Raw genomic sequence first — 24,644 nt, forward strand, 5'->3', positions numbered from 1 at the left:
AGCATGAAACGCGTTGTCATTACCGGGGCCGGGACGATCAACTCGCTGGGCCATTCCGTTCCCGATACACTTGAAGCCATGCGAGAAGGCCGATGCGGTATTTCCGATCTTGAGTTTCGGGATGTCGAACGGCTGGCCATCAAAATCGGCGGCCAGGTGCGCGGATTCGAGGCCGAAGGCCGTTTCAATCGCCAACAAATGACGCTGTATGATCGCTTTACCCAGTTCACCCTGACTGCGGCGAAAGAGGCGATTGATCAGTCGGGTATCGAGTTTCACGGAGAACTGGCCGCGCGCTCTGGTGTTGTGCTGGGAACTGCTGGTGGTGGTGTTTCGACCTGGGACGACAACTATCGTTCAGTTTACGAAGACGGTAAGAATCGCGTTCATCCCTTTGTCGTGCCCAAACTGATGAACAATGCGGCAGCCAGCCACCTTTCGATGGAACATAACCTCAAAGGGCCCAGCTTTACTGTATCCACTGCCTGTGCGTCGTCAAACCATGCCATGGCATTGGCGTTCCAGATGGTACGCAGCGGGGCAGCCCCGGCGATGATCACCGGCGGTTCGGAATCGATGCTGTGCTTTGGCGGCGTCAAAGCCTGGGAAGGCTTGCGGGTCATGTCCAAGGACGCTTGTCGCCCGTTCAGCGCAAACCGCAACGGTATGGTTCAGGGCGAGGGCGCCGGAATATTCGTTTTCGAAGAATACGAGAATGCGCGCGCCCGAGGGGCCAACATTCTATGCGAAGTCGTCGGATACGCAATGACGTCTGATGCGGCGGATATTGTGATGCCCAGCAAGCAAGGGGCGGCCCGTGCCATGTCAGGCGCTTTGTCTGATGCAGGCTTAAACGCGGATCAGGTCGGCTATATCAACGCCCACGGCACAGGCACTGCGGCAAATGACAAAACCGAATGCGCGGCGGTGGCCGATGTGTTTGGACCTCATGCGGATGATCTGATGATCTCATCCACGAAATCCATGCATGGTCATCTGATTGGCGGCACTGGCGCGGTTGAGCTGTTGGCTTGCATCATGGCCCTGCGCGACGGGGTGATTGCCCCGACCATTGGCTATGAAGAACCCGACCCGGAATGCGCGCTGGATGTGGTGCCCAATGATGCCCGCGATGCCAAGGTTGACGTCGTACTAAGCAACGCATTTGCCTTTGGTGGGTTGAACGCGGTTCTGGCCCTTAGACGGGCATAAAACCACCAGCTGGAAAATGAAAACGCCGCCGGTCAAAACTGGCGGCGTTTCTTATTGGAGCATTGCTTAGTTCCGATTAACGGTCAGCCCGCCAAACGCGCCGGTGAACCCGGACAAGGACATGTTCATCTGAAGCACCTGATCAGGCGCGCGCGCCGGGACAATCGAAATAACGGCTTCGCTGCCTGCTTTCATTGCGTCAAGGTCGCCTTGGCTCAGACCAAGTTGTGCAACACATCCAATCGGGACACAGTGGTGGTAGTTGTAGAGCTTGCGCGGCGCACCGTCGATCGACAATGCCAGCTGCGCTTGCAGCAGGGTTTCCAGCGGAACGATCACATTGGCCCATGCGACCGCGGCACCGCCTTCGGGCAATTTACCAATGGTCACTTCAGCGATGGGCTCACCCTGCTGACCGTTCACAATCTGAACCATGGCACAAGGGTCGTTATCTGTTTCGGTCTTAATGCAGGATACTTCCCAATCGCCGGATTTCTCTTTGACGAATTGCTCTCCGACACGCGGACCGGATTCACCCAGATCCAGACCGTTGTCTGCGGGTACAGCCGGGGTTTCGGAATTTTGTGCTTCTTGTGCGTTTACCGCCCCGCACAAAAGCGCGGCTGCCATAACGTTGAACGGGAGGAGTTTCTTGATCATGAATGCCTCGGTAGAGAGAGTGAACTTTTTGCTCGGTCTATCATCCTTGGATCACGGTGTCAGGCATTAAGCCGCGCAAATAGTACTAAGTGATCGGAATCTTGCCACCTTGCCCACGGAACAAGAGGGAAAGCAAAAAGGGAGCCGGTGGAGCGGCTCCCTTTCATATAATTTTCTCCCCGTCGGACTGGCCGACTTATTTATGCGCAGACGTTACGAAAGGCAGGCGGACTGGTCAACTGGTAACCTGAAATTTTAATGATCTCGCCAGTGTTTCTTCAAAAAAACCGCGCCCGAGGGCGCGGTCAGTCGACAGGGAGGAAGTTTGCCGCCCTGCACCTTTCGGGGCGAAGGCAGCGAATAGACTATCGCAGTCAAAGATTAACTTTGTATGCTGGTCCCGGACCGATGAACATTAAGGCCTTACATTCATGGAAAATAACATCTTTCTGGGCGGTGGGGGTGACGACTATAGCCAGCCGCAGAACCTGGCGCTGAAGTATGCCAACCGTCATGGCTTGATCGCGGGCGCGACTGGAACGGGTAAAACCGTGACGCTGCAAATCCTGGCCGAGGGGTTTTCGCAGGCTGGGGTTCCTGTGTTCCTGTCGGACGTCAAAGGGGATTTGTCCGGCCTGGCAAAGGCGGGCCGGGATGATCACAAGTTGCATCAGGCATTTCAGGACCGCGCCCAACAAATTGGATTCCCGGGTTATTCCTATCGGGCCTGTCCGGTCACCTTCTGGGATCTGTTTGGTGAACAAGGCCACCCGGTTCGGACAACCGTGACCGAGATGGGGCCTTTGCTTTTTTCCCGTTTGATGGGCCTGAGCGAGGCGCAGGAAGGCATTCTGAACATCGCGTTCCGTGTCGCGGACGAGGAAGGAATGCCGCTGCTGGATCTCAAGGATCTGCAGTCCTTGTTGGTTTGGATCGGTGAGAACCGGGCGCAATTGTCTTTGCGATACGGCAATGTCTCAACCGCGTCGATTGGTGCGATCCAAAGGCGGCTGCTTGTGTTGGAAAATCAGGGGGCGACAAACCTGTTTGGAGAGCCTGCTCTGGAGCTTTCCGACCTGATGCGAAAAGACGAAAACGGGCGGGGGATGGTGAATATCCTTGCGTCCGACAAGCTGATGGGCGCCCCCCGTCTGTATGCAACTTTTCTGTTGTGGCTGCTGAGCGAATTGTTCGAAGAACTGCCCGAGGTCGGCGATCCCGACAAACCCAAGCTGGTCTTCTTTTTCGATGAGGCGCACTTGCTGTTTGAAGATGCCCCCAAAATTCTGGTGGACAAGGTCGAACAGGTTGCGCGGTTGATCCGGTCCAAGGGGGTCGGGGTCTATTTTATCTCGCAAAATCCGGCAGATATTCCCGAAGACATCCTTGGGCAGCTGGGCAACCGGGTTCAACATGCCCTGCGTGCATTCACGGCGCGGGACCGGAAAAACCTGCGTCTTGCCGCGGAAACCTATCGGGAAAATCCTGCTTTCGATACCGAGGCGGCAATTCGCGAAGTCGGCGTTGGTGAGGCTGTCACTTCGATGCTGCAAAAGAAAGGAGTGCCGGGCATTGTCGAGCGGACCCTTATTCGCCCGCCAGGATCGCAGCTTGGCCCGATTTCAGATGCCGAACGCCAAGCCGTGATGCAGGTGTCCCCCATGCAGGCCAAATACGACAAGCTGGTAGACCGGAAATCCGCGTTTGAAATTCTGCAATCCCGTGCGAATGACGCAGCAAAGGCCGCCGCCGAGGCCGAAGAAGAAATGGAAACCCAATCCGTGGCGGAACGGGAATTTGCAACGGCACGGCGATTTTCCGGCAGCAGGGTCGGACGGTCATCGTCGCGTGTCACCCGCCGAAAGGACACCTTTGCAACTGCCATGAGCGAGGCCGTCATCAAAGAGCTCAAAGGGACAACAGGCCGCCGTATTGTTCGCGGGATTCTAGGTGGGCTGTTCAAGAACAGATAGGATCGTGGCACCGAGCTGCGAATTCGAAGCTCGGCGCCAATTCTGTTACTTCAACCGGCGCTGGCCTTCTTGCCGGCAAAAGGCGTCTGCCTCGGGAACCGACATTTTGGCCGCCGGGAAATTGATCGCGCGATCCCAGGTTACGCGGTCTTGGCGATACAGTTGGCAGGTCACCTCACCCTTTGGGGTCTGAACTTTGACAGGTGTGGTTTCCAGATCTTCTGGCGACGGGATACATGCGGCCAAACTGGCGACGAGAGGCAGCATAAGTATCTTGGTGACAAGCGATGTTTTCATGTGACGTCTTCTTACTCTTAAAGGTGACCTGTAGTATCAGCGTCGATTGACTAATTATGCATGAATGCGATCTGGTGATGATCCTGAATTAGCCGAGCGATAGTTTCGTGTATTAAGGATCGGGGCTGGAATCAAGAAACCGCGCCGAATATTCGACGCGGTTCAACTTTTTGGGATGATCTACATCTATTTCTCAGGGATCAGACCCCTTGGGCTGAATCTGAGGACAATCAACAGGATCAGCCCCATGGTGAACAGACGCATATGCGCGGCGCTGTCGATCAGATGCGACTTTAGCGCGCTACCGTCAGGCAGGCCGATTGTGATCAGGTTCATCAGCCACAGACCGATAGGTTCGACCTGTACCCAAAGGAACCAGATCAGGAAGGCACCCAGAACTGCGCCAAAGTTGTTGCCCGATCCACCCACGATCACCATAACCCAGACAAGGAAAGTAAACCGCAGGGGCTGATACGCGCTGGGGGTCAACTGACCGTCCAAAGTGGTCATCATCGCGCCGGCTATGCCGCAGACCGCGGAACCCAGAACAAAAATTTGCAGATGGCGGCGGGTGACGTTCTTGCCCATCGCCTCGGCCGCGACTTCGTTGTCGCGAATGGCGCGCATCATACGGCCCCAAGGGCTGCGCAGTGCCATCTGCGCCATCCACAGCAGCACCAGCAACACGATCAGGAACAGCAGCGAATAGCCCAGCTTGACCGACAAGGTCGACGCCGTGACCGGGTCCAGGCCCAGCCATTCGGCACGGGCAAGGAAACTGGGGTCATTTTGCAATTCGACCTCATACCCGACCACCGGGGCCGGGCGCGGGATGCCGTAGACGTTCTTGACGCCGCGCGCTAGCCAGTCCTCGTTCTTCATGAATGCGATAATGATTTCGGCAATGCCCAATGTGGCGATCGCCAGATAATCCGATCGCAGCCCCAGCGCGGTTTTGCCAATCAACCACGCGGCACCCGCAGCCAGCAGGCCACCGGCAGGCCAGGCCAGCAAAACCGGCAGGTTCAGCCCCCCAAGGTTGCCAGCGACGGCAGGGTCGATCGCCTCGACAGCGGCAGCACTGGGATCAAAGACCGCGCGATAGATAAAGAAACCCGCAATCAGAATGCCGACAATCGACAGGGTCCGCATACGCCCTTTGGGAAACTTCTGCGCCACAAGAACGGCGCCGACCACGGTGGCCGCCCCCAGTAACAGGGCCAGAACAATTCCATACCCCCCGGCAGACCACGCACCCTGCGTCGGAGGGGTGGAGACCAGCACAACCGCCAGCCCGCCCAGCGCGACAAAGCCCATGACACCCACGTTGAACAGGCCGGCAAAGCCCCATTGCAGGTTCACCCCAATCGCCATGATGGCCGAGATCAGCCCCATGTTCAGGATCAAGATTGCCGCGTTCCAGCTTTGTGTGAATCCGGTCAGCAGGATCAGCCCGCCAACAACCAGGAAAAGCAGAGTGTTTTTGACAGCTTCGGTCATACCGATTTCCCCTTAAACAGACCCGTAGGTTTGAACAAAAGCACAATCAGCAGGATCACAAAGCTGACGGCGAATTTGTAATCGGTAGACAAGAGTTGCACCAACCCTGATGGTTCAAGGTTTTCCGGGGCTAGATAAGTCAGCACTTTTTTCCAGGCATAAGTGATCGTAACCTCAGAAAATGCGATGATGAACCCACCGGCGATGGCACCCAGAGGGCTGCCCAGCCCACCCACGATGGCCGAGGCAAAGATCGGTAGCAGCAGCTGGAAATAGACAAAAGGTTTGAAGCTTTTGTCCAGCCCGTACAGCACACCCGCCGTTGTCGCCAGAGCAGCAACAAGGATCCAGGTGATCATCACCACACGTTCGGGATTGATGCCGGACAGCAGCGCCAGATCCTCATTGTCGGAATAGGCGCGCATCGACTTGCCAGTGCGGGTTTTGTTGAGGAACCAGAACAGCAACGCTACGGCGACGATCGCCACCACAACGGTAATGCCTTGCGAGGTTTTGATCGCCAAGCCCTCGCGCAAGCCGGTCAATTCCTTGAAATCGCGCGCGGAAATCAAAAAACGCGCACCGTCGGAAAACCTTTGGTCGTCCGGGCCGATGATGAACCGCACCAGACCGTTCATGATGAACATCACGCCCATTGAGACGATCACCAATATGACCGGCTTGGCCTTTTGTTCGCGATAGAACCGATAAACCAGCCTGTCGGTAACCAGCACCAAAACGATACAGCCCAGAATAGCAAAAGGCAGCGCCAACAGGGCGGTTGGCAACGGTCCAAAGCTGACCCCGGCGGCCTGCAATCCCCAAGTGACCAGCACGGCGATCATCGCGCCAAAGGCCATCGTGTCGCCATGGGCAAAGTTTGAAAACCGCAGGATGCCATAGATCAGCGTGACCCCCAGCGCCCCAAGCGCCAACTGGCTGCCATAGGCAACCGCTGGCACGATCACAAAGTTTGCAAGCGCAACAAGCGCGTTCAGTAAATCCATCAATTCTTCTCACTGTCCGGGTGCGGCTTTATGGCACGACGTCGACAAAAGACACAACAATTTGCGTCTTCTTTTTTGACCCGAATAGGTCGGAAAGTGAGAGTTTTTTACCGTTGTCAGCTGACTGGGGCGTCACACTTGCCGCGATCATTTGCAGTGTGCTGGCCTTTGACCGACATGTCATAGTTCAGGTCGTCAAAATCAACGACAAATGTAACGACGTCCTTATCCATGATGTGCAGAAACGTCAGAGAATTGATGCCTGAAAGAATCTTGGCCTCGCCCCGAATGGCGTCGGTTACGATAAAACCAGTGTCAGTCGCCCCCGACCGGGCCAATGTAACGGTACCGCCATCAGCGTCCGAAACGCAGGTCACAACAAAGTCGGCCCCGTCCAACGGTCCGGCATCAGCTGCCAAGCCAAGTGAAGGGGCGAGAAGGGCAAGCGTCAGTGCAGTCAGATTTTTCATAGTGTCCCTTGGTGGTTCGCTCCGCATTCCAAACTGTACCTCAGCCGAAATACGGGATTTTGAGAGTGGTAAGCGACCGATGTTTCCCGTTCGCCTCAATACAGGTAGCCAAGGTTTGGTGAAAAAAAAGAGGTGCGAGCCGCTGCTCACATCCTCTTGATATATCTTGCGATATTCTTTCCAGATGACAAGAAAAGTTCGGTTATAATTGCTTGTGCAGCCTATACTTCCTTGCAAGTTCCATGATCGGTGGCAGCGTGTGGGCCTTTAACGGAAAGATCATAGGACATGTCGTCATAATGCACGACAAAGGTCATGACATCCTGATCTTCAATATGAACAAACGTCATATTACCAACGCCCTTGAACACCAAAGCATCACCGGTAATTTCCTTGTAATTGATGTTGCCTTTGTCGCCTTCGGGCGCACGGTTCAGGCGCACTTCGCTTCCGTCACGATCCGAGACGCAAACGAAATGACGTTCTTCTGCTGCTGCGGCCGAAGCAAAGAAAGCTGCGGCTGCCGCGCAAATCCAAATTTTCATTTTGATGTCCTGATTTCTGTTTTTTCTGTTTCAGAACAACGGTGCAGGTCCAAAATTTTTCCCATGTGCCGGTACGTTCTGTTGGGCAAGCGATAAAAGTGGAATGTGACCGCATTGCAGCCCATCAAAGGCAATCTTTAGGGTGCTGTGTAATGCCAAAGGAAGGTGTCGAGAGGGGTGAAATATATATAAAACAATAGTTTAAGTGAAGTGCTTCAGTCGGTCGCAATCGGGCCTCACAGAGCCCTGCCACAATACTGTCAAATTAACCGCAAGCATCACGTGACAACTGACAGGCTGGTTCCTCAGCACCCCTCAAACTTGTACGAACTTTCGACCACGTGACCGGAATTCTTGCGGTTTCCTTTGGACGGTGGCATCAAAGTTAAGAGAGAGGGGCTAACTAAGGTGACCGAAGGAAGTCACCGTTTGGGTGACGACAATCTTATCCTCCCAAAAAGCTCTTTCGAACTTCGGGATCGGCCAGCAATTCCTTGCCCGTCCCGGTATAGGCGTTCCGTCCCTGAACCAGAACATACCCCTTGTCCGCGATTTCCAACGCCTGACGGGCATTCTGTTCTACCATCAGGATCGGCAACCCGGTGCGGGACACTTCGATAATCCGATCAAATAGCTCATCCATCACGATGGGTGAAACACCAGCGGTGGGTTCGTCCAGCATCAACACCTTCGGCTGGGTCATCAACGCACGACCCACGGCGACCTGCTGGCGTTGACCGCCCGACAACTCGCCCGCCGCCTGATTGCGCTTGTCGCGCAGGATGGGGAATAAGTCATAGACCTGTTCCATCGTCTGGCTGATATCGTCGCGTCGAATAAACGCGCCCATCTCAAGGTTCTCTTCGACCGTCATCGAGGTAAAGATGTTCTGCGTCTGCGGCACAAACCCCATTCCCCGGATCACACGATCCTGCGGGGAAAGACCGGTAATATCCTCACCATCCAGCCGCACTGCGCCGGAACGTACGTCCAGCATCCCGAAAACGGCCTTCATTGCCGTGGATTTACCGGCACCATTAGGCCCCACGATAACGGCGATTTCACCTTTTTCGACAGCAATGGTGCATTCATGCAGAATGTCTGGCCCCTTGCCGTAACCGCCGGTCATCGTGTCCCCAATCAGAAACGGCTCACCCATCGATAGGTCCTTCTTTCATCTGGCCAGCAAATATCCCGGGGGTCTGGGGGCAGCGCCCCCAGCCTGATAAATAGGTTGCGCCACAGGCGCGCATTTGGATCACAAAGCTCAAGCTCCGGCCTCCAGCTTGTCTTTGTTTTTCAGGCCGGTGCCCAGATACGCCTCGATCACATGCTCATTGGCCTTGATCTCGTCCAGCGTACCCTCGGCCAGAACCTTGCCTTCGGCCATACAGATGACCGGGTCGCAAATCTTGCCGATGAAATCCATGTCGTGCTCGATCACGACAAAAGTATAGCCGCGTTCCTTGTTCAGGCGCAGGATGGTGTCGGCGATGGTCATCAGCAAGGTGCGGTTCACGCCGGCGCCGACCTCATCCAGAAACACGATCTTGGCGTCGACCATCATGGTCCGGCCAAGCTCCAGCAGTTTCTTTTGCCCACCCGAAACCTGACCGGCCTTGTGGTCGGCCAGGTGTTCGATGGTCAGGAACTCCAGAACCTCGTCGGCGCGGGCCGCAAGGGCGCGTTCTTCGTCGGCAATGCGCTTGCGACCGAACCAGGTGTTCCACAGCGATTCACCGGATTGCGCGCCGGGCACCATCATTAGGTTTTCGCGGCAGGTCATCGACGAAAACTCATGCGCGATCTGGAAGGTGCGCAGCAGACCTTTGTGAAACAACTCATGCGGGGGCAGGCCGGTGATATCCTCACCATCCATCCAAACCTTGCCGCTGGTCGTTGGCAGAACGCCCGCGATCACGTTGAACAGAGTGGTTTTTCCCGCTCCGTTCGGTCCGATCAACCCTGTGATCGAACCCTTTTGGATTTCCAGCGATGCCCCGTCCACCGCGTGAAAACCGCCGAAATGCTTATGCACGTCTTCGACGACGATCATCTTATCCCCTAGCCGCCGTTGTCGGCGTTCTTGTTTCCCGGCCCTTTAAAAGAGGTGCGGCCTTTTTTCACTGAAACAGCCCGGACACAAGGCCCGGGCTGCTTGTTTTCATGACTTTTTACGCCGGATCAACGGAATTTGACGGTCTTGTTTTCGCCGTCGATAACTTCGATCTCGCGGTAAGAGCCTGCGCTTTCACCGGGGCCGATCAGCTCTACGCCGGACGCGCCGACATAGTCGATGTCCTGACCTGCGGCCAAAAGCTCCAGCCCTTTGGCCAGCTCACCGGGATAGATCTTTTCACCGGGCTCGTTGGCCACGTCCATGATCTTAGCGCCATACTCGGCCGGGTTGGTCGAACCTGCGGCCTGCATCGCCAGCATGAACAGCGCTGCTGCGTCATAGGATTCAGGCGAATAGGGCGACGATCCGTCAAAACCCGCGGCCTCGGCCAGGGCAAAGTACTTATCGGCACCTTCACCGCCGGAACCCGCGATCTGACCGAACGATCCGTTCAGGTCGGGACCGACATTGGCAGGCAGGGAATCCCCGATCATGCCACCCGGCAGGCCAAATGTGTCAAACGCACCGCTGTCCAACGACGATTGGATGATGCCCAGGCCACCTTGATCCAGATAACCCGCAACGACCAAAAGATCGCCACCGGCCGAGGCCAGCGCGCCAACTTCGGCCGAATAGTCGGCCTTGCCGTCTTCATGCGCGGCAACGATCGTGACTTCACCACCGTTGGCCTCGAACGAGGATTGGATCGAATCCGCCAGACCCTTGCCAAAGTCGTTGTTGGTATAGGTCAGCGCGATTGACTCGATGCCGCGATCCTTCAGGATATCGGCCATAACTTCACCTTCACGCGCATCCGACGGGGCGGTGCGGAAGAACAGGCCGTTGTCTTCCATGGACGACAAACCGGGCGACGTGGCCGACGGTGAGATCATGACCATACCATTCGGGATCGCAACGTTCTGCAGAATTGCACCGGTCACGCCCGAGCAGTCACCGCCGATGATACCGGCAACGCCATCCGCAATCATACGCTCGCCATTCGATGTGGCCAGACCGTTATCGATACAGCCTGTGTCGGCGCGCGACGAAGTGACTTTGGTGCCGTCCAGCAACTTGCCGGATTCAGTGACTTCGGCCATCGCCAGTTCAGCGCCTGAACCCATCGAGGGCGCCAGCGATTCAATCGGGCCGGTGAAGCCGAACAGAACGCCCAGCGTTACGTCTTCGGCCATTGCGGTGCCAGCCAACAGAGCGGTTGCTGCGGTTGCAGTAAGCAGCTTTTTCATAAGGTTACTCCCATATTGGAACGTCTTCGTTCTGCGGACGACCCTAGGCAAGCTGTCAGAAAAAGAAAAGTCCTAACGCAATCGTGTTTTTGCCGTGGAAAAATCTATTTATTTTGTAAGGTTTGTCGCGCTGATGTGCAGCCCTGAATCAATCGGAGGGAATAAGATGTTAAAGGCTTTCGCGATTCTGGCTTTGACCGGCAGCGCCGGGTTGGTCAGCGCTGATGTGCTTGAGACCAGCGCGGGGCCCGCCAGCATCACCTCGATGGTCGACGGGCTGGATACGCCCTGGGCCATTGGTGTTCTGCCGGATGGTTCGTTTCTGGTCACAGAGCGTGAAGGCCAGCTTTTGTTTGTCACCGACGGGCAAGCGAAACCTGTCAAAGGGGCACCCAAAGTGGCCGCGAAAGGACAGGGTGGGCTGTTGGATGTCACGGTCGCACGCAACTTTGCGCAAACTCGCGAGATTTTTCTGACCTTTGCCAAACCGCAGCGCGGCGGGGCAGGGACCGCCGTTGCGGTCGCCCGGTTGTCGGAAAACGGCAATCGCCTGACCAATCTGCGGGTGATTTTTGAGGCAAACCCCGGTGGCTCGACCGGGCGGCATTTCGGCTCTCGGGTTGTCGAAGCGGCCGACGGAACCCTGTTTGTGACAATCGGCGATCGGGGGGATCGTCCGCTGGCGCAGGACCGCTCCAACCATATGGGGACCGTCATTCGCATAAACCGGGATGGAACCGTGCCTGCGGATAATCCGTTTATTGGCCAGTCGGAGATACGGCCCGAAATCTGGTCGTTTGGGCATCGTAACCCGCAAGGGGCCGGTCTGGATGCCCGGGGTCGCCTTTGGGTTTCGGAACATGGCGCCAGGGGCGGTGACGAGGTGAACCTGGTCCAACCGGGCCTGAACTATGGTTGGCCGGTCATTTCTTATGGCGTGCATTACTCGGGCGAAAAAATCGGCGAAGGCTCCGCCAAAGAGGGGATGGAACAGCCGCAGCACTATTGGGACCCATCCATCGCGCCGTCCGGGTTGATGGTCTATTCCGGAAAGCTCTGGCCGGAATGGGAGGGCGACGTTTTTGTCGGGTCACTCAAGTTCGACTACATATCGCGGTTAGAGGGGGCGCCCTTGCGCGAGGTCGAAAAGATCACAGGCCCCGAAACCGAGCGTGTGCGCGATATTGTCGAAGCACCTGATGGCGCGATTTGGTTCATCTCGGTCGGGCAGGGAGAAGTTTACAGAATGGCCCGGTAGGGCCACCGTTTCACCGTTAAACGGACAACCGGCCGCTTTGCGCGCCACGCTCACGGTAGGGTGTCGTGTTGTAATGCGCCCGGTAACATTTTGAGAAATGCGAGGGACTGGCAAAGCCGCAGGCCAGCGCGACGTTGATCACACTCATATCCGTTTGCATCAGCAGGTTGCGCGCCTTGTGCAGGCGCAGTTCCATGTAATAGCGTTTGGGCGAGCGGCTGAGGTAGCGGCGGAACAGACGTTCAAGCTGCCGGGTCGACATACCGACATCCTTCGCCAGAATCGAAGGCGAGATCGGCTCTTCGATGTTCTTTTCCATCATCAGGATGACCTGGCTTAGCTTGGGGTGGCGCACGCCGATCCGGGTTGGGGTCGACAGGCGCTGTGTGTCCTGATCGGTGCGGATCGAGGAATAGATCATCTGATCGGCCACCGCATTCGCCAGATCCTCGCCGTAGTCATCTGCGATGATCTTCAGCATCAGGTCGATGGACGAGGTGCCGCCTGCCGTGGTCATCCGGTTGCCGTCGATCTGGAATACGGATTTGGTCAGTTCGACCTCATCGAATTCTTCCACGAAACTGTCCGAGTTTTCCCAGTGAATGGTGGCGCGTTTACCGTCCAGAAGCCCGGCTTTGGCCAGAGTGTAGCCCGCCGTGCACAGGCCGCCGATGCGCAGGCCCCGCCGCGCCTCGCGACGGACCCAATTCAGTACCTTTTTGGTGGTCGCCGCCTGGACGTCCACGCCGCCGCAGATCAACACAACGTCGTCGCGCTGAAGCTCGACCAGATCGGAATCCAATGCAAAGGTTGTTCCGGCCGAACAACTGACCGATTCACCGCCTTCACCCATAAGGCGCCAGGAATATAGATTCTTGTCGGCCATACGGTTGGCGATACGCAGGCTGTCCAACGCCGAGGCAAAGGACAGCAAAGAGAATTTGTCCAGCAGGACAAACACGAAATTGCGGGGGTTAGCCGCAGTGTCTTCCACCGTGACAACTTGGCGTTGCTCTTGCATGGCGAGGTGTCCTTGATTCGGCGCTTTGTGACGTTGCGTCCAGCGACAGAGTTAGCAGCCACCATGACCAAAGCTTGTTTCCCACGTCAAGAGGTTCAAATCGTATATGGTCAGTCTTCGATGCATTTTGTATAGAGACGACCTGATTACTTCTGCGGAGATCAAAGCTATGACCGAATGGCAAAAATCGAACTGGCGCAACAAGCCCCGGGTTCAGATGCCAGACTATACCGACGCAGCCGCGCTGGCCAAAGTCGAGGCTCAGCTTTCGCAGTATCCCCCGCTGGTCTTTGCTGGCGAAGCGCGGCGTCTAAAACAGCATCTGGGTGCCGCCGGCCGTGGCGAAGCCTTTTTGCTTCAGGGTGGGGATTGCGCTGAAAGCTTTGAACAATTCAGCGCGGATGCCATCCGTGACACGTTCAAGGTGATGCTGCAGATGGCGATGGTTCTGACCTATGGTGCCAAGGTGCCAGTGGTCAAAGTTGGCCGTATGGCGGGTCAGTTCGCCAAACCCCGCAGCGCCCCGACCGAGGTTATCGACGGCGTGGAACTGCCCAGCTACCGTGGTGATATCATCAACGAGCTGGCCTTTACGCCCGAGTCCCGTATTCCGAATCCCGGCAAGATGCTGCAGGCCTATACCCAGGCCGCGGCAACGCTGAACCTGTTGCGCGCCTTTTCGACTGGTGGTTTCGCCGATATGAGCATGGTGCATTCCTGGACCCTGGGGTTCACGGATGAGCAGGACGTGCAGAAATATTCGGAAATCGCCGACCGCATTCAGGACACCATCGACTTTATGGGGGCGGCGGGGATCACGGCGGACACCACGCATGAATTCTCGACCGTGGAATTCTACACCAGCCATGAAAGCCTGTTGTTGGAGTATGAAGAGGCGCTGACCCGTCTTGATTCGACATCCGGAAACTGGCTGGCCGGGTCCGGCCACATGATCTGGATCGGCGACCGTACACGTCAGCCGGACGGTGCGCATGTGGAATTCTGCCGCGGTGTGCTGAACCCGATTGGTCTGAAATGCGGTCCGACAACCACCGCTGACGACCTCAAGGTGCTGATGTCCAGGCTGAACCCCGAGAACGAAGAGGGCCGCCTGACCCTGATCGCCCGATTTGGAGCAGGCAATGTGGGCGAGCATCTGCCGCGTCTGGTCAAGGCCGTGAAGGAAGAAGGCGTCAATGTCACCTGGGTCTGTGACCCGATGCATGGCAATACCATCAAGTCGGCGACCGGTTACAAGACCCGCCCGTTTGATTCGGTACTGCGCGAGGTGCGCGACTTTTTCGGCGTACATCAGGCCGAGGGCACCATCCCCGGCGGTGTGCATTTCGAGATGACGGGCCTGGATGTGACCGAATGCACCGGCGGCGTGCGGGCTGTGACCGAAGAGGATCTCTCGGATCGTTATCACACCGCCTGCGACCCGCGTTTGAACGCAACGCAATCGCTGGAACTGGCATTCCTTGTGGCAGAAGAACTGACCAACCTGCGGCGTGATCGCAGCAAACGCGCGGTTAGCTGATCCCTTACAGAATGACGAAAAAGAAAGGCGGGCTATCTGGCCCGCCTTTTTCTTTGTCTCAGATGTTCACTTGTCGCGGGAAGCGACAAGCCGCAGGTGTGAGCCCGGCTTTTTGAATTCATCCTGTTCTTCGGCGAACCCTGCCGCCAGTTTTGCGGCGGGTGTCTGCGGGGCCTGAACGTCGGATACGGCACGTACACGGCTATCTGAAACAGAAAACCGTCTTGGGGTTGCACCGATCGCGCCATCGCTGACCATGACACCAAGAATGCGGCTGACGTCACCCAGATCGCTTTTCAAGGGCAACAGGATCATATGGGCCTGCATATGCATGCGCCCCCGCTTACCGGCCGAGGTCAGTTCAAGTTCCGCGATGGAAGGACCGGCAAACACCTGCTCTAACACGTCAGTGATTTCTTGCCGGGCACCGGATTCGAAAAAGGCGGTGATCGGCATTCCGCGCACCTCCATTCCGGCCAAAGCGTTCAAGTGACTGCCCGCCAGGCGATATCTGGCCAAACCGGGCGCGATACGTTCCAGAATAAAGGTGTATTCCAGAACATTCTCAAGGCCACGCGGATCAATCTGCGCGCGTTTTGGGACGCCGTTTCCATCCAGCAACGCGGTCCAATACGCTTCGGCCTGTCGGATCGGCGAAAGGCTGCGCCCACTGTCAAAACGATCCATAGCGACGATCTTTCCAAACTTTGAACCGGAACCGTTCCCAAAAAACGTTTTCATTTTCATCACCCTACCGTCAACCGACCATCATTTGTCTAAAATGCCAGATACCGAGGACGTCTGCGTCCAACCAGTGTTTGCGGGGTCAGATTGACACGGGTTAAATCAATTTTGGAGGAATTCCTTAATGAATGGTTAACTTCTGGCAGCCAGGCCCATTCTCAGCAAACTCTTGCTCTGCGCACGCCGATGGCATTAGGTGCGGCAAGCGAGCATGTAAGGGTAGCCAGGGGAAGGGCAGGAATGATCAGATCCATGACCGGTTTCGCATCGGACAAAGGGGCGTTCGGTTCACATAGCTGGACGTGGGAACTGCGGAGTGTGAACGGCAAAGGTCTGGATATGCGCTTGCGCGTGCCCGAGTGGCTGACCGGGCTGGAAGCCGCATTGCGCGCGCAATTGTCCAAAGCTTTGAGCCGGGGAAATGTAACGCTGTCCCTACGGTTGAGCCGCGATGAAACCGCGCCCGATATTGTCCTGAACGAAGGGGCGATGGAGGCCGCGCTTAGTGCTCTTGCCCGCGCGCAGGACATGGCCGCGGCGCAAGGGGTCACGTTGGCACCGTCCTCTGCGGCTGATCTGATCGCCATGAAGGGGATGCTGGACGCCGGAAGCGACGTTGACGACCCAGAGCCTCTGGTTCGGCAGCTCACATCAGAATTCCCATCCCTATTGGCGGCTTTCATTGAAATGCGGCAAGCCGAAGGTCAGGCACTTTCGACCATCCTTGATGGGCAACTGACCCAGGTGGCGGATTTGACGGTCCGGGCGGCAGAGCTGGCGGAACAGCGCAAGGACAAGATGGCCGAGGCGTTGCGGGACAATCTGGCGCGTGTGCTGGACAACGCCCAGGGCGCAGAGCCTGAACGCGTGGCGCAGGAATTGGCGCTGATTGCGGTCAAGGCGGATATCACCGAAGAAATCGACCGCCTGAAGGCCCATGTTGCTGCGGCACGCGAATTGCTGTCGCAGGACGGTGCTGTCGGGCGCAAGCTGGATTTTCTGATGCAGGAGTTCAACCGCGAGGCCAACACCCTTTGCTCCAAAGCGCAAAGCGCCGATCTGACGTCGGTAGGGCTTGAGTTGAAGGCCGTAATAGACCAGATGCGCGAGCAAGTGCAGAACGTGGAATAAAGACAGGAGCGCCCCAAATGGCGGATCGACGCGGCCTTTTAATCATTTTGTCCTCGCCGTCGGGGGCAGGGAAATCGACGCTGGCCAAAAGGTTGATGCAGTGGGACTCGGATCTGGAGTTTTCGGTATCGGCCACAACACGCGCGCCGCGACCGGGTGAAGAAAACGGGCGCGAGTATTACTTTCTGAGCGAAGATGCCTTTCGGCAGCAGGTTTCAGAGGGGCAGATGTTGGAACACGCGCATGTATTCGGTAACTTCTACGGCTCACCTGCCGGGCCTGTGCGCGACTCGATCAACTCGGGCAAGGATGTTCTGTTCGATGTGGATTGGCAGGGCGAGGTGCAGATCCGCAATTCGGACCTGGGCAAACACGCGCTGTCGATTTTCATCCTGCCGCCGTCGATTCCCGAATTGCGTCGCAGGCTGGAAAGCCGGGGGCAGGACAGCGAGGACGTCATCGCCAAACGGATGCTGAAAAGCTGGGATGAGATCAGCCACTGGGGGTATTACGACTATGTGCTGGTCAATGACGATCTGGATGCCACCGAGGAAAGGTTGAAAACCATCGTCAGCGCCGAACGGATGCGCCGGATACAGCAACCAACATTGCAGAACCACGTTCGAACCCTGCAAAGCGAATTCGAGGATGTCTCATGACGATCTACATGCTGGGTGACGACGCACCGCAACTGCACGATGACACCTGGGTTGCGCCCGATGCCAATCTGATTGGCAAGGTGGTGCTGGAACAGGGGGCGTCGGTCTGGTTCGGCTGCACAATCCGTGCGGACCATGAAGAAATACGCATTGGCGCGGGCAGCAACGTGCAGGAAAACTGTGTCATGCACATCGACACCGGTTTCCCGCTGACGATTGGGCCGAACTGCACCATCGGGCACAAGGTCATGCTGCATGGCTGCACGATCGGGGAAAATACATTGATCGGCATGGGCGCGATTGTTCTGAACGGCGCGAAGATTGGCAAGAATTGCCTGATCGGGGCAGGGGCCCTGATTACGGAAGGCAAGGAAGTACCCGACAACTCTCTGGTCATGGGCACGCCGGGCAAGGTTGTGCGACAACTGGATGAGGCCGCCGCCCAGAAAATTACACTCAGCGCCCTGCATTATCAGGAAAACATGCGCAAATTCCGCGACACGATGAAGCCTGTGCCATAGGGTTATTCGAAAACACCAAGAGACCGAATTCATGTCTAATGATCTGCTTGCCGAAGTTGTCTCGGCCGTTCCAATGCCTGCGCTGATGGTTGATCAGACGGAAAGGATCATTGCCGCGAACACCGAGGCAAAGACCCTTTTGAACCAGAACATCATAGGTCGGCACTTTGCCACGATCCTGAGGCAGCCGCAGGTTATCGAAGCGATGGAACAAAGCCTGCGCACCAAAGGTTCAGCGACGACCCGGCATCTTTCCAATGATGGCGCTCAGGATACGACGTTCGAGGTTCAGTTCCGGTACATGAACGGCGTTGGGGCTGTTTCAGGTGGCGCGGTGATGGCGACCTTCCAGGATGTGACCCATCTGGAACATGCCAGCCAGATGCGACGCGATTTCGTGGCCAATGTCAGCCACGAATTGCGCACGCCTTTGACGGCGTTGATGGGGTTCATCGAAACTTTGCGCGGTCCGGCGCGTGACGATGTCGCCGCCCGGGACCGGTTTCTGGGCATCATGAACGAAGAGGCCAACCGCATGAACCGGCTGGTTGGCGATCTGCTGTCCCTGAACCGCGTCGAAAGCGAAGAACGTGTTCGCCCGAAAGAGCAGCTTGAACTGACGGGCTTGCTGCAATCGACACTCAATTCTCTGCGCCCCCTGGCCGAGGACGCCAGTGTCGAACTGATCCTGAACGCCACACAAGGCCCGGTATCGCTGATAGGGGATAGCGACCAACTGCGGCAGGTCTTCACGAATTTGATTGAAAACGGGATCAAATATGGCGGCAGCGGCGGCAGTGTCGAAGTTCGCGTAACTTCGTCCGAGCGGGACACCGCAAGTCGCGGGCCGGGTGTCAGGGTTCAGATCGTCGACAAGGGGCCGGGTATTGATGCCCTTCACCTACCGCGCCTGACCGAGCGTTTTTATCGCGCCGACAGCCACCGCTCCAGACAATTGGGGGGCACCGGGTTGGGGCTTGCGATTGTGAAACATATTGTAAACCGGCACCGTGGCCGACTGCGGGTGGAAAGCGATCTGGGCAAAGGGTCTGTTTTCACTGTGATTTTACCGCGTTGAGCCGTTAATCGACGGGGCGAAAACCCAACATGGCTTTCGGGGATCGGCGAAATTCCCCTAACGTAACGCTGAAATGCAGTTGGTTGTCATAAAAGCGTTACACACTTGTCACAAAAGACTTACGCACGGCCCATAGGGGTTCGCGCAAGATCATCATGAGGGTGATCATTACCTATCTTTTCAGGGAGACTGAAATGTCCTTTGTAAAACTGTCGGCTTCTGCACTTGCTATCGCCGCTGTATCGGCCACCGCTGCTGTGGCACGTGACAACGTTCAAGTTGCTGGCTCGTCGACCGTGTTGCCATATGCCTCGATCGTCGCGGAATTGTTCGGTGACAACACCGATTTCCCCACACCTGTTGTTGAATCCGGCGGCTCGTCCGCAGGTCTCAAGCGGTTCTGCGAAGGTGTTGGCGAAAACACCATCGATGTGGCCAACGCATCGCGCGCCATTCGTGAAAAAGAAATCAAAGCCTGTGCCGAAAATGGCGTGACCGACATCATGGAAGTCCGCATCGGCTATGACGGTATCGTATTTGCAAGCCAGCAGTCTGGCCCCGCGTTCACCGCATTCCAGCCGGCGGACATCTACAACGCAATCGGCGCAAAGGTCATCAAAGACGGCGCGCTGGTCGACAACAGCTTTAACAGCTGGGCCGAATTCAACGGCGACCTGCCTGATGTTGAAATCGCCATGTTCATCCCGGGCACCAAGCACGGCACCCGTGAAGTCTTTGAAGACAAGGTTCTGCTGGCCGGGTGTGAAACCACCGGCGCAATGGAAGCCATGATCAAAGGCGGCCTGAGCGAAGACGACGCCGAAGACGCATGTCTGGATGTGCGCACCGACGGCAAGTCGGTCGACATTGACGGCGACTATACCGAAACGCTGGCGCGTATCGACACCAACCCCAACGGCATCGGCGTGTTCGGTCTGGCGTTCTACGAGAACAACACCGATAAGCTGAAGGTTGCGACCATGGGTGGTATTGAGCCTTCGACCGAGACCATCGCGTCGGGCCAGTACCCTGTTTCGCGCCCGCTGTTCTTCTACGTCAAAAAGGCGCATATCGGCGTGATCCCCGGTCTGAAAGAATACGCTCAGTTCTTCGTTGCTGACGAGATTGCCGGTGGTTCCAGCCCGCTGGCAAACTATGGCCTGGTGGCCGATCCGGAACTGGCCAAAACCCAGGACGCGATTGCCAACGAAGTGACCATGGGTTCGGATAGCTAATCCGGACATTGGTCTGAAATGCCGGGGGCGGCCTGCTGTGTCGCCCCCAGTTTTCTTTTCCAAATCCCAAACCAGACCAGTGGGGGTGTCATGCCATTACTTTGGCTAATCCTGATCGTCGTTGCGATCGCAGCAGTCGGCTATGTGCTTGGACGCGCGCGCGCCCTTCAAAGCGCCGGAGGCGACAGTCGGGGCCTGCATTCTTTGCCGACGTTTTATGGCGCGAATGTCGCCCTGAAAACGGCTGTGCCAGCGTTTGGTCTGCTGATCGTCTGGCTGCTTGTTCAGCCAATTTTCGTAAACTCCCAAATTTCGGGAATGATCCCTGATACAGAAGTCGAGGAGGGCTCCTCGCGCAGCCTGGTCATGGCTGAGGTTCGCCGGACCGCATACGGGCTGGAGAACGCCGTTGCACAGGGGAACATCACCGAGGATGCTGCCAGCAACGCGAATGCTGACATTGCGGAGGTGACACAAAGCCTGAAAGATGCCGGGCAGATTGTGACCTCTGAGATCACGCAGCCGATCCTTTTGGCCGCTCAAAGCTATCGTGTCATGAACTCGGGCGGTTACTCGGTCATGTCGATTGCCGTGATCCTGATCGCGCTGGCCGGTGCTGTCTTTAGCTGGCGTCAAACCCAATCGGAATACCGTGCGCGCAACGTGGTCGAGCAGGGCGTGCGCGTCCTTTTGCTGGCTGCCGCGTCCATCGCCATTCTGACGACGGTCGGAATTGTCCTGTCGCTGGTCTTCAACACCTGGGAATTCTTCAAGCTTTATCCCGCATCCGACTTTTTCTTTGGCACCACTTGGTCGCCAAGTTTCTCTGGTCGTGGCGGCTCCTCGTCGCTTGGCGTTCTGCCGTTGCTATGGGGAACGCTGTATATCTCGATCGTGGCGCTTTTGGTGGCTGTGCCGATTGGCCTGTTCGCCGCGATTTACCTAAGCGAATACGCCTCGCCGCGGGTCCGCTCTTTCGCCAAGCCGATGCTAGAGGTGCTGGCCGGTATCCCGACCATTGTTTACGGCTTGTTCGCCTTGCTGACAGTCGGCCCTTTGTTGCTGGAAGTGTTCGGCGACGACGGGCTGGGATGGATGAAGGCCGGTACGGCGGTGATGACCGCAGGGTTGGTGATGGGCGTCATGCTGATCCCCTTTGTGTCATCGCTGTCGGACGACATTATCAACGCGGTTCCGCAAGCCATGCGCGACGGATCCTATGGCCTTGGTGCGAACCAGTCGGAAACCATCCGGCAGGTTGTTCTGCCCGCAGCCTTGCCGGGGATTGTCGGCGCCGTTCTTCTGGCGGCCTCGCGCGCCATTGGTGAGACCATGATCGTGGTCATGGGGGCAGGGGCTGCGGCACGTCTCAGCCTGAACCCCTTCGAAGCGATGACAACAGTTACCGCGAAAATTGTCAGCCAGCTAACCGGAGATGCCGATTTCGCATCCCCCGAAGCGCTTGTTGCCTTCGCGCTTGGCATGACCCTTTTCATCCTCACACTGGGCCTCAATGTGTTCGCCCTTTATATCGTGCGCAAGTATCGGGAGCAGTACGAATGACCGACGCAAGTATGCAAGAGAACCCCGAAGCGACGCCGCATCCTGTCTCGTTGACAGCCCCGAATGAGCGCACGCGCAAACGGGCAAAGGCCGAGCGCAGATTTCGCGCCTATGGTATCGCGGCCGTTGCAACGGGCCTGTTTTTCCTCGTGGTGCTGTTCACGTCGATCCTGTCGGAAGGGATACCCGCTTTTACCCGCACGGTTGTAAGCGTGGAATTCACGCTGACGGAACAGCAGCGGGAAGAATCCGAAGCAGAGCTGTTCAAGACCAAGGCGTACTCCAACCTGTTTATCTCGGCGCTAAAGACCGAGCTGGATGAACGTGGGCTGAACGTAGAGATCAACGAAGACGCCATCGAACGCCTTTTGGGCAAAGTTGGCGGAACGATCCGGACGTTCTATAGTGAAAACCCAGGCAAACTGGGTGAGCCTGTGGAGTTTGATCTGGCCGCGTCCAGCCGCGTTGACGGGTACTTCAAGGGGCGTGTGTCGCGTGACACCATGCAGGACAGCCGGTTCCTTGAAAAAAGCGATCTGGATCTTGTCGATGCCCTGAAAGAGGCGGGCGTTATCAAACAGGCGTTCAACTGGCCCTTTATCACCGGTGCCGATTCCGGCGTGGACAACCCCGGTGGTGCGGGTATCGGCGCATCGGTCGTGGGCTCGTTCTTTATGATGCTGGTCGTCCTTGGTCTGTCGCTGCCAATCGGCGTGGCTGCGTCGATCTATCTGGAGGAATTCGCACCGCAGAACCGGTTCACCGATCTGATCGAGGTTAACATTTCGAACCTCGCTGCCGTGCCGTCGATTGTCTTTGGCATCCTTGGTCTGGCGGTGTTCATCCAGTTCATGCATCTGCCGCAATCGGCACCTTTGGTTGGTGGTTTGGTGCTGACGCTGATGACGTTGCCGACGATCATCATTTCGACGCGTGCCTCGCTAAAGGCGGTTCCGCCGTCGATCCGCGACGCGGCGTTGGGGGTAGGGGCCTCGAAAATGCAGGCGGTTTTCCACCACGTGCTGCCGCTGGCCGCACCGGGCATCCTGACCGGCACCATCATCGGCTTGGCACAAGCGCTGGGAGAGACTGCTCCGTTGTTGCTGATCGGTATGGTAGGCTTTGTTGCGCGCGGTTATCCCGATGGGTTCCTGGCGGGGTTCACCGAACCGAACTCGGCCATGCCTGCCCAGATTTACACTTGGGCCTCACGGGCTGACGCCGCATTCTATGAGAAAGCTTGGGGCGGGATCATCATTCTCTTAGTCTTCCTGCTAACCATGAATATCATCGCAATCATCCTGCGCCGGCGCTTTGAACGCCGCTGGTAAATAGGAGCAGTACAATGAACGACATGTCGCGAGTGGAGAGACAAGTGGACACCAATAAAATCAAGCTGGAGTGCCGTGACTGTCAAGTCTATTACGGCGAAACCCACGCCATCAAAGACGTGAATGTTGACATCGAGGACAAGACCGTCACCGCGTTTATTGGTCCGTCGGGTTGCGGCAAGTCCACCTTTTTGCGCTGCCTGAACCGGATGAACGACACCATTGATGTCGCCCGCGTCAAAGGCTCGTTCAAACTGGATGGTGAAGACATCTATGACAAACGGGTCGATCCGGTTCAGCTGCGTGCCAAGGTGGGCATGGTGTTCCAGAAACCGAACCCGTTTCCCAAGTCGATCTATGACAATGTGGCCTATGGCCCACGCATTCACGGCCTGGCCCGGAACAAGGCCGAGCTGGATGAAATTGTCGAGAAATCGCTGCGACGGGGCGCAATCTGGAATGAGGTGAAGGACCGTCTGGATGCCCCCGGAACCGGTCTGTCGGGTGGGCAGCAGCAGCGCCTGTGTATCGCCCGCGCCGTGGCGACCGAGCCAGAGGTTCTGCTGATGGACGAGCCATGCTCGGCCCTGGATCCGATTGCGACAGCACAGGTCGAGGAACTGATCGACGAGCTGCGCTCGCGCTACTCTGTGGTGATCGTGACCCACTCGATGCAGCAGGCCGCGCGGGTCAGTCAGAAAACGGCGTTCTTCCATCTGGGTAACCTGGTCGAGTTCGGCGAAACCGGTCAGATATTTACCAACCCCGAAGATCCCCGCACCGAAAGTTACATCACCGGCCGCATCGGCTGAGCACAGGAATATTGCGATGAGCGAACAACATATTGCATCCGTTTTCGATCGCGATCTCGAAGCGATCCAGGCCCATATCATGAAGATGGGCGGGCTGGTCGAAGCCGCCATCATGAGCTCGGCCCGGTCTTTGGAAACCCGCGACGTCGAATTGGCCGAGCAAGTGCGCAATGGCGACAAGGCGGTCGACGCACTTGAGGATCTGATCAACGAAGAAACCGCGCGGCTGATTGCGCTGCGGTCTCCGACTGCGAGCGATCTGCGGCTGGTTCTGTCGGTGATGAAGGTGTCGGCCAATCTGGAGCGCATCGGCGATTATGCCAAGAACATCGCCAAGCGGACCACCGTTCTGGTCAATGCCGGCGAGATCCACGGAAGCGCCGCAGCCCTGCGCCGTATGGCGCGCGAGGTCGAGCGAATGCTGCGTGACGCATTGGACGCCTACATCCAGCGCGATGCCGAACTGGCCACTGATGTGATCGAACGCGATCAGGAAGTAGACCAGATGTATAACGGCCTGTTCCGCGAGCTTCTGACCTTTATGGCCGAAGATCCGCGCAACATTTCGGCCTGTATGCACCTGCACTTTATCGCCAAGAACATCGAACGGATGGGCGACCACGTGACCGCCATTGCCGAACAAGTCGTTTATCTTGTCACGGGTGAGCGCCCGTCCGATGCACGCCCCAAAGCTGATGTGACATCGCAGTCCTTCTAGGAG

At 57.0% G+C, this 24,644-nt stretch carries 24 protein-coding genes; 13 read left to right on the top strand and 11 right to left on the bottom strand.

Annotated elements, in window-relative coordinates; translation table 11 throughout:
- The first annotated feature begins 3 nt into the window (after positions 1 to 3).
- Positions 4 to 1,212 (top strand): beta-ketoacyl-[acyl-carrier-protein] synthase family protein, encoded by a 1,209-nt coding sequence (locus JT51_RS00630; RefSeq protein ID WP_037306783.1) that lies wholly within the window; start codon positions 4 to 6, stop codon positions 1,210 to 1,212.
- Between the two features lie 66 nt (positions 1,213 to 1,278).
- Here the strand turns inward: JT51_RS00630 and JT51_RS00635 are convergent, their stop codons facing one another.
- On the bottom strand, positions 1,279 to 1,872 hold the full coding sequence (locus tag JT51_RS00635; RefSeq protein WP_037306785.1) for an invasion associated locus B family protein: 594 nt from the start codon (positions 1,870 to 1,872) through the stop codon (positions 1,279 to 1,281).
- A gap of 431 nt (positions 1,873 to 2,303) precedes the next feature.
- Between JT51_RS00635 and JT51_RS00640 the strand changes: the two genes are divergently transcribed.
- Positions 2,304 to 3,845: a helicase HerA-like domain-containing protein gene (locus JT51_RS00640; RefSeq protein WP_037306787.1), complete on the top strand. Its 1,542-nt coding sequence runs from the start codon at positions 2,304 to 2,306 to the stop codon at positions 3,843 to 3,845.
- Positions 3,846 to 3,890: 45 nt separating this feature from the next.
- Here JT51_RS00640 and JT51_RS00645 read toward each other — a convergent pair whose 3' ends face one another.
- The 8 genes from JT51_RS00645 to JT51_RS00680 all read right to left on the bottom strand — a co-directional run bounded on the left by JT51_RS00645 (position 3,891) and on the right by JT51_RS00680 (position 11,030).
- On the bottom strand, positions 3,891 to 4,142 hold the full coding sequence (locus JT51_RS00645; protein WP_037306789.1) for a hypothetical protein: 252 nt from the start codon (positions 4,140 to 4,142) through the stop codon (positions 3,891 to 3,893).
- A gap of 186 nt (positions 4,143 to 4,328) precedes the next feature.
- A complete protein-coding gene (locus tag JT51_RS00650) occupies positions 4,329 to 5,642 on the bottom strand; it encodes a branched-chain amino acid ABC transporter permease (RefSeq protein ID WP_037306790.1) in 1,314 nt (437 codons plus the stop codon).
- Entirely contained in the window at positions 5,639 to 6,649 is a 1,011-nt protein-coding gene (locus JT51_RS00655; RefSeq protein ID WP_037306792.1) for a branched-chain amino acid ABC transporter permease, read from the bottom strand. The genes JT51_RS00650 and JT51_RS00655 overlap by 4 nt, the downstream gene beginning before the upstream one ends.
- A gap of 116 nt (positions 6,650 to 6,765) precedes the next feature.
- Positions 6,766 to 7,119 (bottom strand): hypothetical protein, encoded by a 354-nt coding sequence (locus JT51_RS00660; protein ID WP_037306794.1) that lies wholly within the window; start codon positions 7,117 to 7,119, stop codon positions 6,766 to 6,768.
- 221 nt (positions 7,120 to 7,340) lie between these two features.
- Positions 7,341 to 7,664 (bottom strand): hypothetical protein, encoded by a 324-nt coding sequence (locus JT51_RS00665; protein WP_037306796.1) that lies wholly within the window; start codon positions 7,662 to 7,664, stop codon positions 7,341 to 7,343.
- Positions 7,665 to 8,109: 445 nt separating this feature from the next.
- A complete protein-coding gene (locus tag JT51_RS00670) occupies positions 8,110 to 8,823 on the bottom strand; it encodes an ABC transporter ATP-binding protein (RefSeq protein WP_037306799.1) in 714 nt (237 codons plus the stop codon).
- Between the two features lie 108 nt (positions 8,824 to 8,931).
- Positions 8,932 to 9,720 carry an ABC transporter ATP-binding protein gene (locus JT51_RS00675; RefSeq protein WP_037306802.1) on the bottom strand — a complete coding sequence of 263 codons (789 nt, stop codon included), beginning with the start codon at positions 9,718 to 9,720 and terminating at the stop codon, positions 8,932 to 8,934.
- A gap of 128 nt (positions 9,721 to 9,848) precedes the next feature.
- Positions 9,849 to 11,030: an ABC transporter substrate-binding protein gene (locus JT51_RS00680; protein ID WP_037306804.1), complete on the bottom strand. Its 1,182-nt coding sequence runs from the start codon at positions 11,028 to 11,030 to the stop codon at positions 9,849 to 9,851.
- A 166-nt stretch (positions 11,031 to 11,196) separates the two neighbouring features.
- On the opposite strand from JT51_RS00680, the gene JT51_RS00685 reads away from it, so the two are divergent.
- Positions 11,197 to 12,288, top strand: coding sequence for a PQQ-dependent sugar dehydrogenase (locus tag JT51_RS00685; RefSeq protein WP_037309173.1), 1,092 nt, complete (start codon positions 11,197 to 11,199; stop codon positions 12,286 to 12,288).
- Between the two features lie 16 nt (positions 12,289 to 12,304).
- On the opposite strand, the gene JT51_RS00690 is transcribed toward JT51_RS00685, so the two are convergent.
- On the bottom strand, positions 12,305 to 13,309 hold the full coding sequence (locus tag JT51_RS00690) for a GlxA family transcriptional regulator (protein ID WP_037306806.1): 1,005 nt from the start codon (positions 13,307 to 13,309) through the stop codon (positions 12,305 to 12,307).
- A gap of 169 nt (positions 13,310 to 13,478) precedes the next feature.
- Between JT51_RS00690 and JT51_RS00695 the strand changes: the two genes are divergently transcribed.
- Positions 13,479 to 14,849, top strand: a complete 1,371-nt coding sequence (locus JT51_RS00695; RefSeq protein ID WP_037306808.1) for a class II 3-deoxy-7-phosphoheptulonate synthase — start codon at positions 13,479 to 13,481, stop codon at positions 14,847 to 14,849.
- Positions 14,850 to 14,915: 66 nt separating this feature from the next.
- Here JT51_RS00695 and JT51_RS00700 read toward each other — a convergent pair whose 3' ends face one another.
- Positions 14,916 to 15,590, bottom strand: a complete 675-nt coding sequence (locus JT51_RS00700; RefSeq protein WP_037309176.1) for a PAS domain-containing protein — start codon at positions 15,588 to 15,590, stop codon at positions 14,916 to 14,918.
- A gap of 243 nt (positions 15,591 to 15,833) precedes the next feature.
- Here JT51_RS00700 and JT51_RS00705 point away from each other — a divergent pair, with 243 nt between their 5' ends.
- The 9 genes from JT51_RS00705 to phoU all read left to right on the top strand — a co-directional run bounded on the left by JT51_RS00705 (position 15,834) and on the right by phoU (position 24,641).
- Positions 15,834 to 16,724 (top strand): YicC/YloC family endoribonuclease, encoded by an 891-nt coding sequence (locus JT51_RS00705; protein ID WP_037306810.1) that lies wholly within the window; start codon positions 15,834 to 15,836, stop codon positions 16,722 to 16,724.
- A 17-nt stretch (positions 16,725 to 16,741) separates the two neighbouring features.
- Positions 16,742 to 17,383, top strand: a complete 642-nt coding sequence (gene gmk, locus JT51_RS00710) for a guanylate kinase (protein ID WP_037306812.1) — start codon at positions 16,742 to 16,744, stop codon at positions 17,381 to 17,383.
- Positions 17,380 to 17,904, top strand: coding sequence for a gamma carbonic anhydrase family protein (locus tag JT51_RS00715; protein WP_037306814.1), 525 nt, complete (start codon positions 17,380 to 17,382; stop codon positions 17,902 to 17,904). The genes gmk and JT51_RS00715 overlap by 4 nt, the downstream gene beginning before the upstream one ends.
- Before the next feature lie 31 nt (positions 17,905 to 17,935).
- Positions 17,936 to 18,982 (top strand): sensor histidine kinase, encoded by a 1,047-nt coding sequence (locus JT51_RS00720; RefSeq protein ID WP_037306816.1) that lies wholly within the window; start codon positions 17,936 to 17,938, stop codon positions 18,980 to 18,982.
- Positions 18,983 to 19,176: 194 nt separating this feature from the next.
- Entirely contained in the window at positions 19,177 to 20,217 is a 1,041-nt protein-coding gene (locus JT51_RS00725) for a PstS family phosphate ABC transporter substrate-binding protein (protein WP_037309179.1), read from the top strand.
- Positions 20,218 to 20,307: 90 nt separating this feature from the next.
- Positions 20,308 to 21,780: a phosphate ABC transporter permease subunit PstC gene (gene pstC, locus JT51_RS00730; protein WP_037306818.1), complete on the top strand. Its 1,473-nt coding sequence runs from the start codon at positions 20,308 to 20,310 to the stop codon at positions 21,778 to 21,780.
- Positions 21,777 to 23,111 (top strand): phosphate ABC transporter permease PstA, encoded by a 1,335-nt coding sequence (gene pstA / locus JT51_RS00735; protein ID WP_037306819.1) that lies wholly within the window; start codon positions 21,777 to 21,779, stop codon positions 23,109 to 23,111. Before pstC ends, pstA begins: the two co-directional genes overlap by 4 nt.
- Before the next feature lie 14 nt (positions 23,112 to 23,125).
- Entirely contained in the window at positions 23,126 to 23,923 is a 798-nt protein-coding gene (pstB, locus tag JT51_RS00740; protein WP_037306821.1) for a phosphate ABC transporter ATP-binding protein PstB, read from the top strand.
- A gap of 16 nt (positions 23,924 to 23,939) precedes the next feature.
- Positions 23,940 to 24,641 (top strand): phosphate signaling complex protein PhoU, encoded by a 702-nt coding sequence (gene phoU, locus JT51_RS00745; RefSeq protein ID WP_037306823.1) that lies wholly within the window; start codon positions 23,940 to 23,942, stop codon positions 24,639 to 24,641.
- Positions 24,642 to 24,644: the final 3 nt, after the last annotated feature.

Origin of the sequence: Ruegeria halocynthiae, assembly GCF_000743705.1 — a bacterium.
GTDB classification, from domain to species: domain Bacteria; phylum Pseudomonadota; class Alphaproteobacteria; order Rhodobacterales; family Rhodobacteraceae; genus Ruegeria; species Ruegeria halocynthiae_B.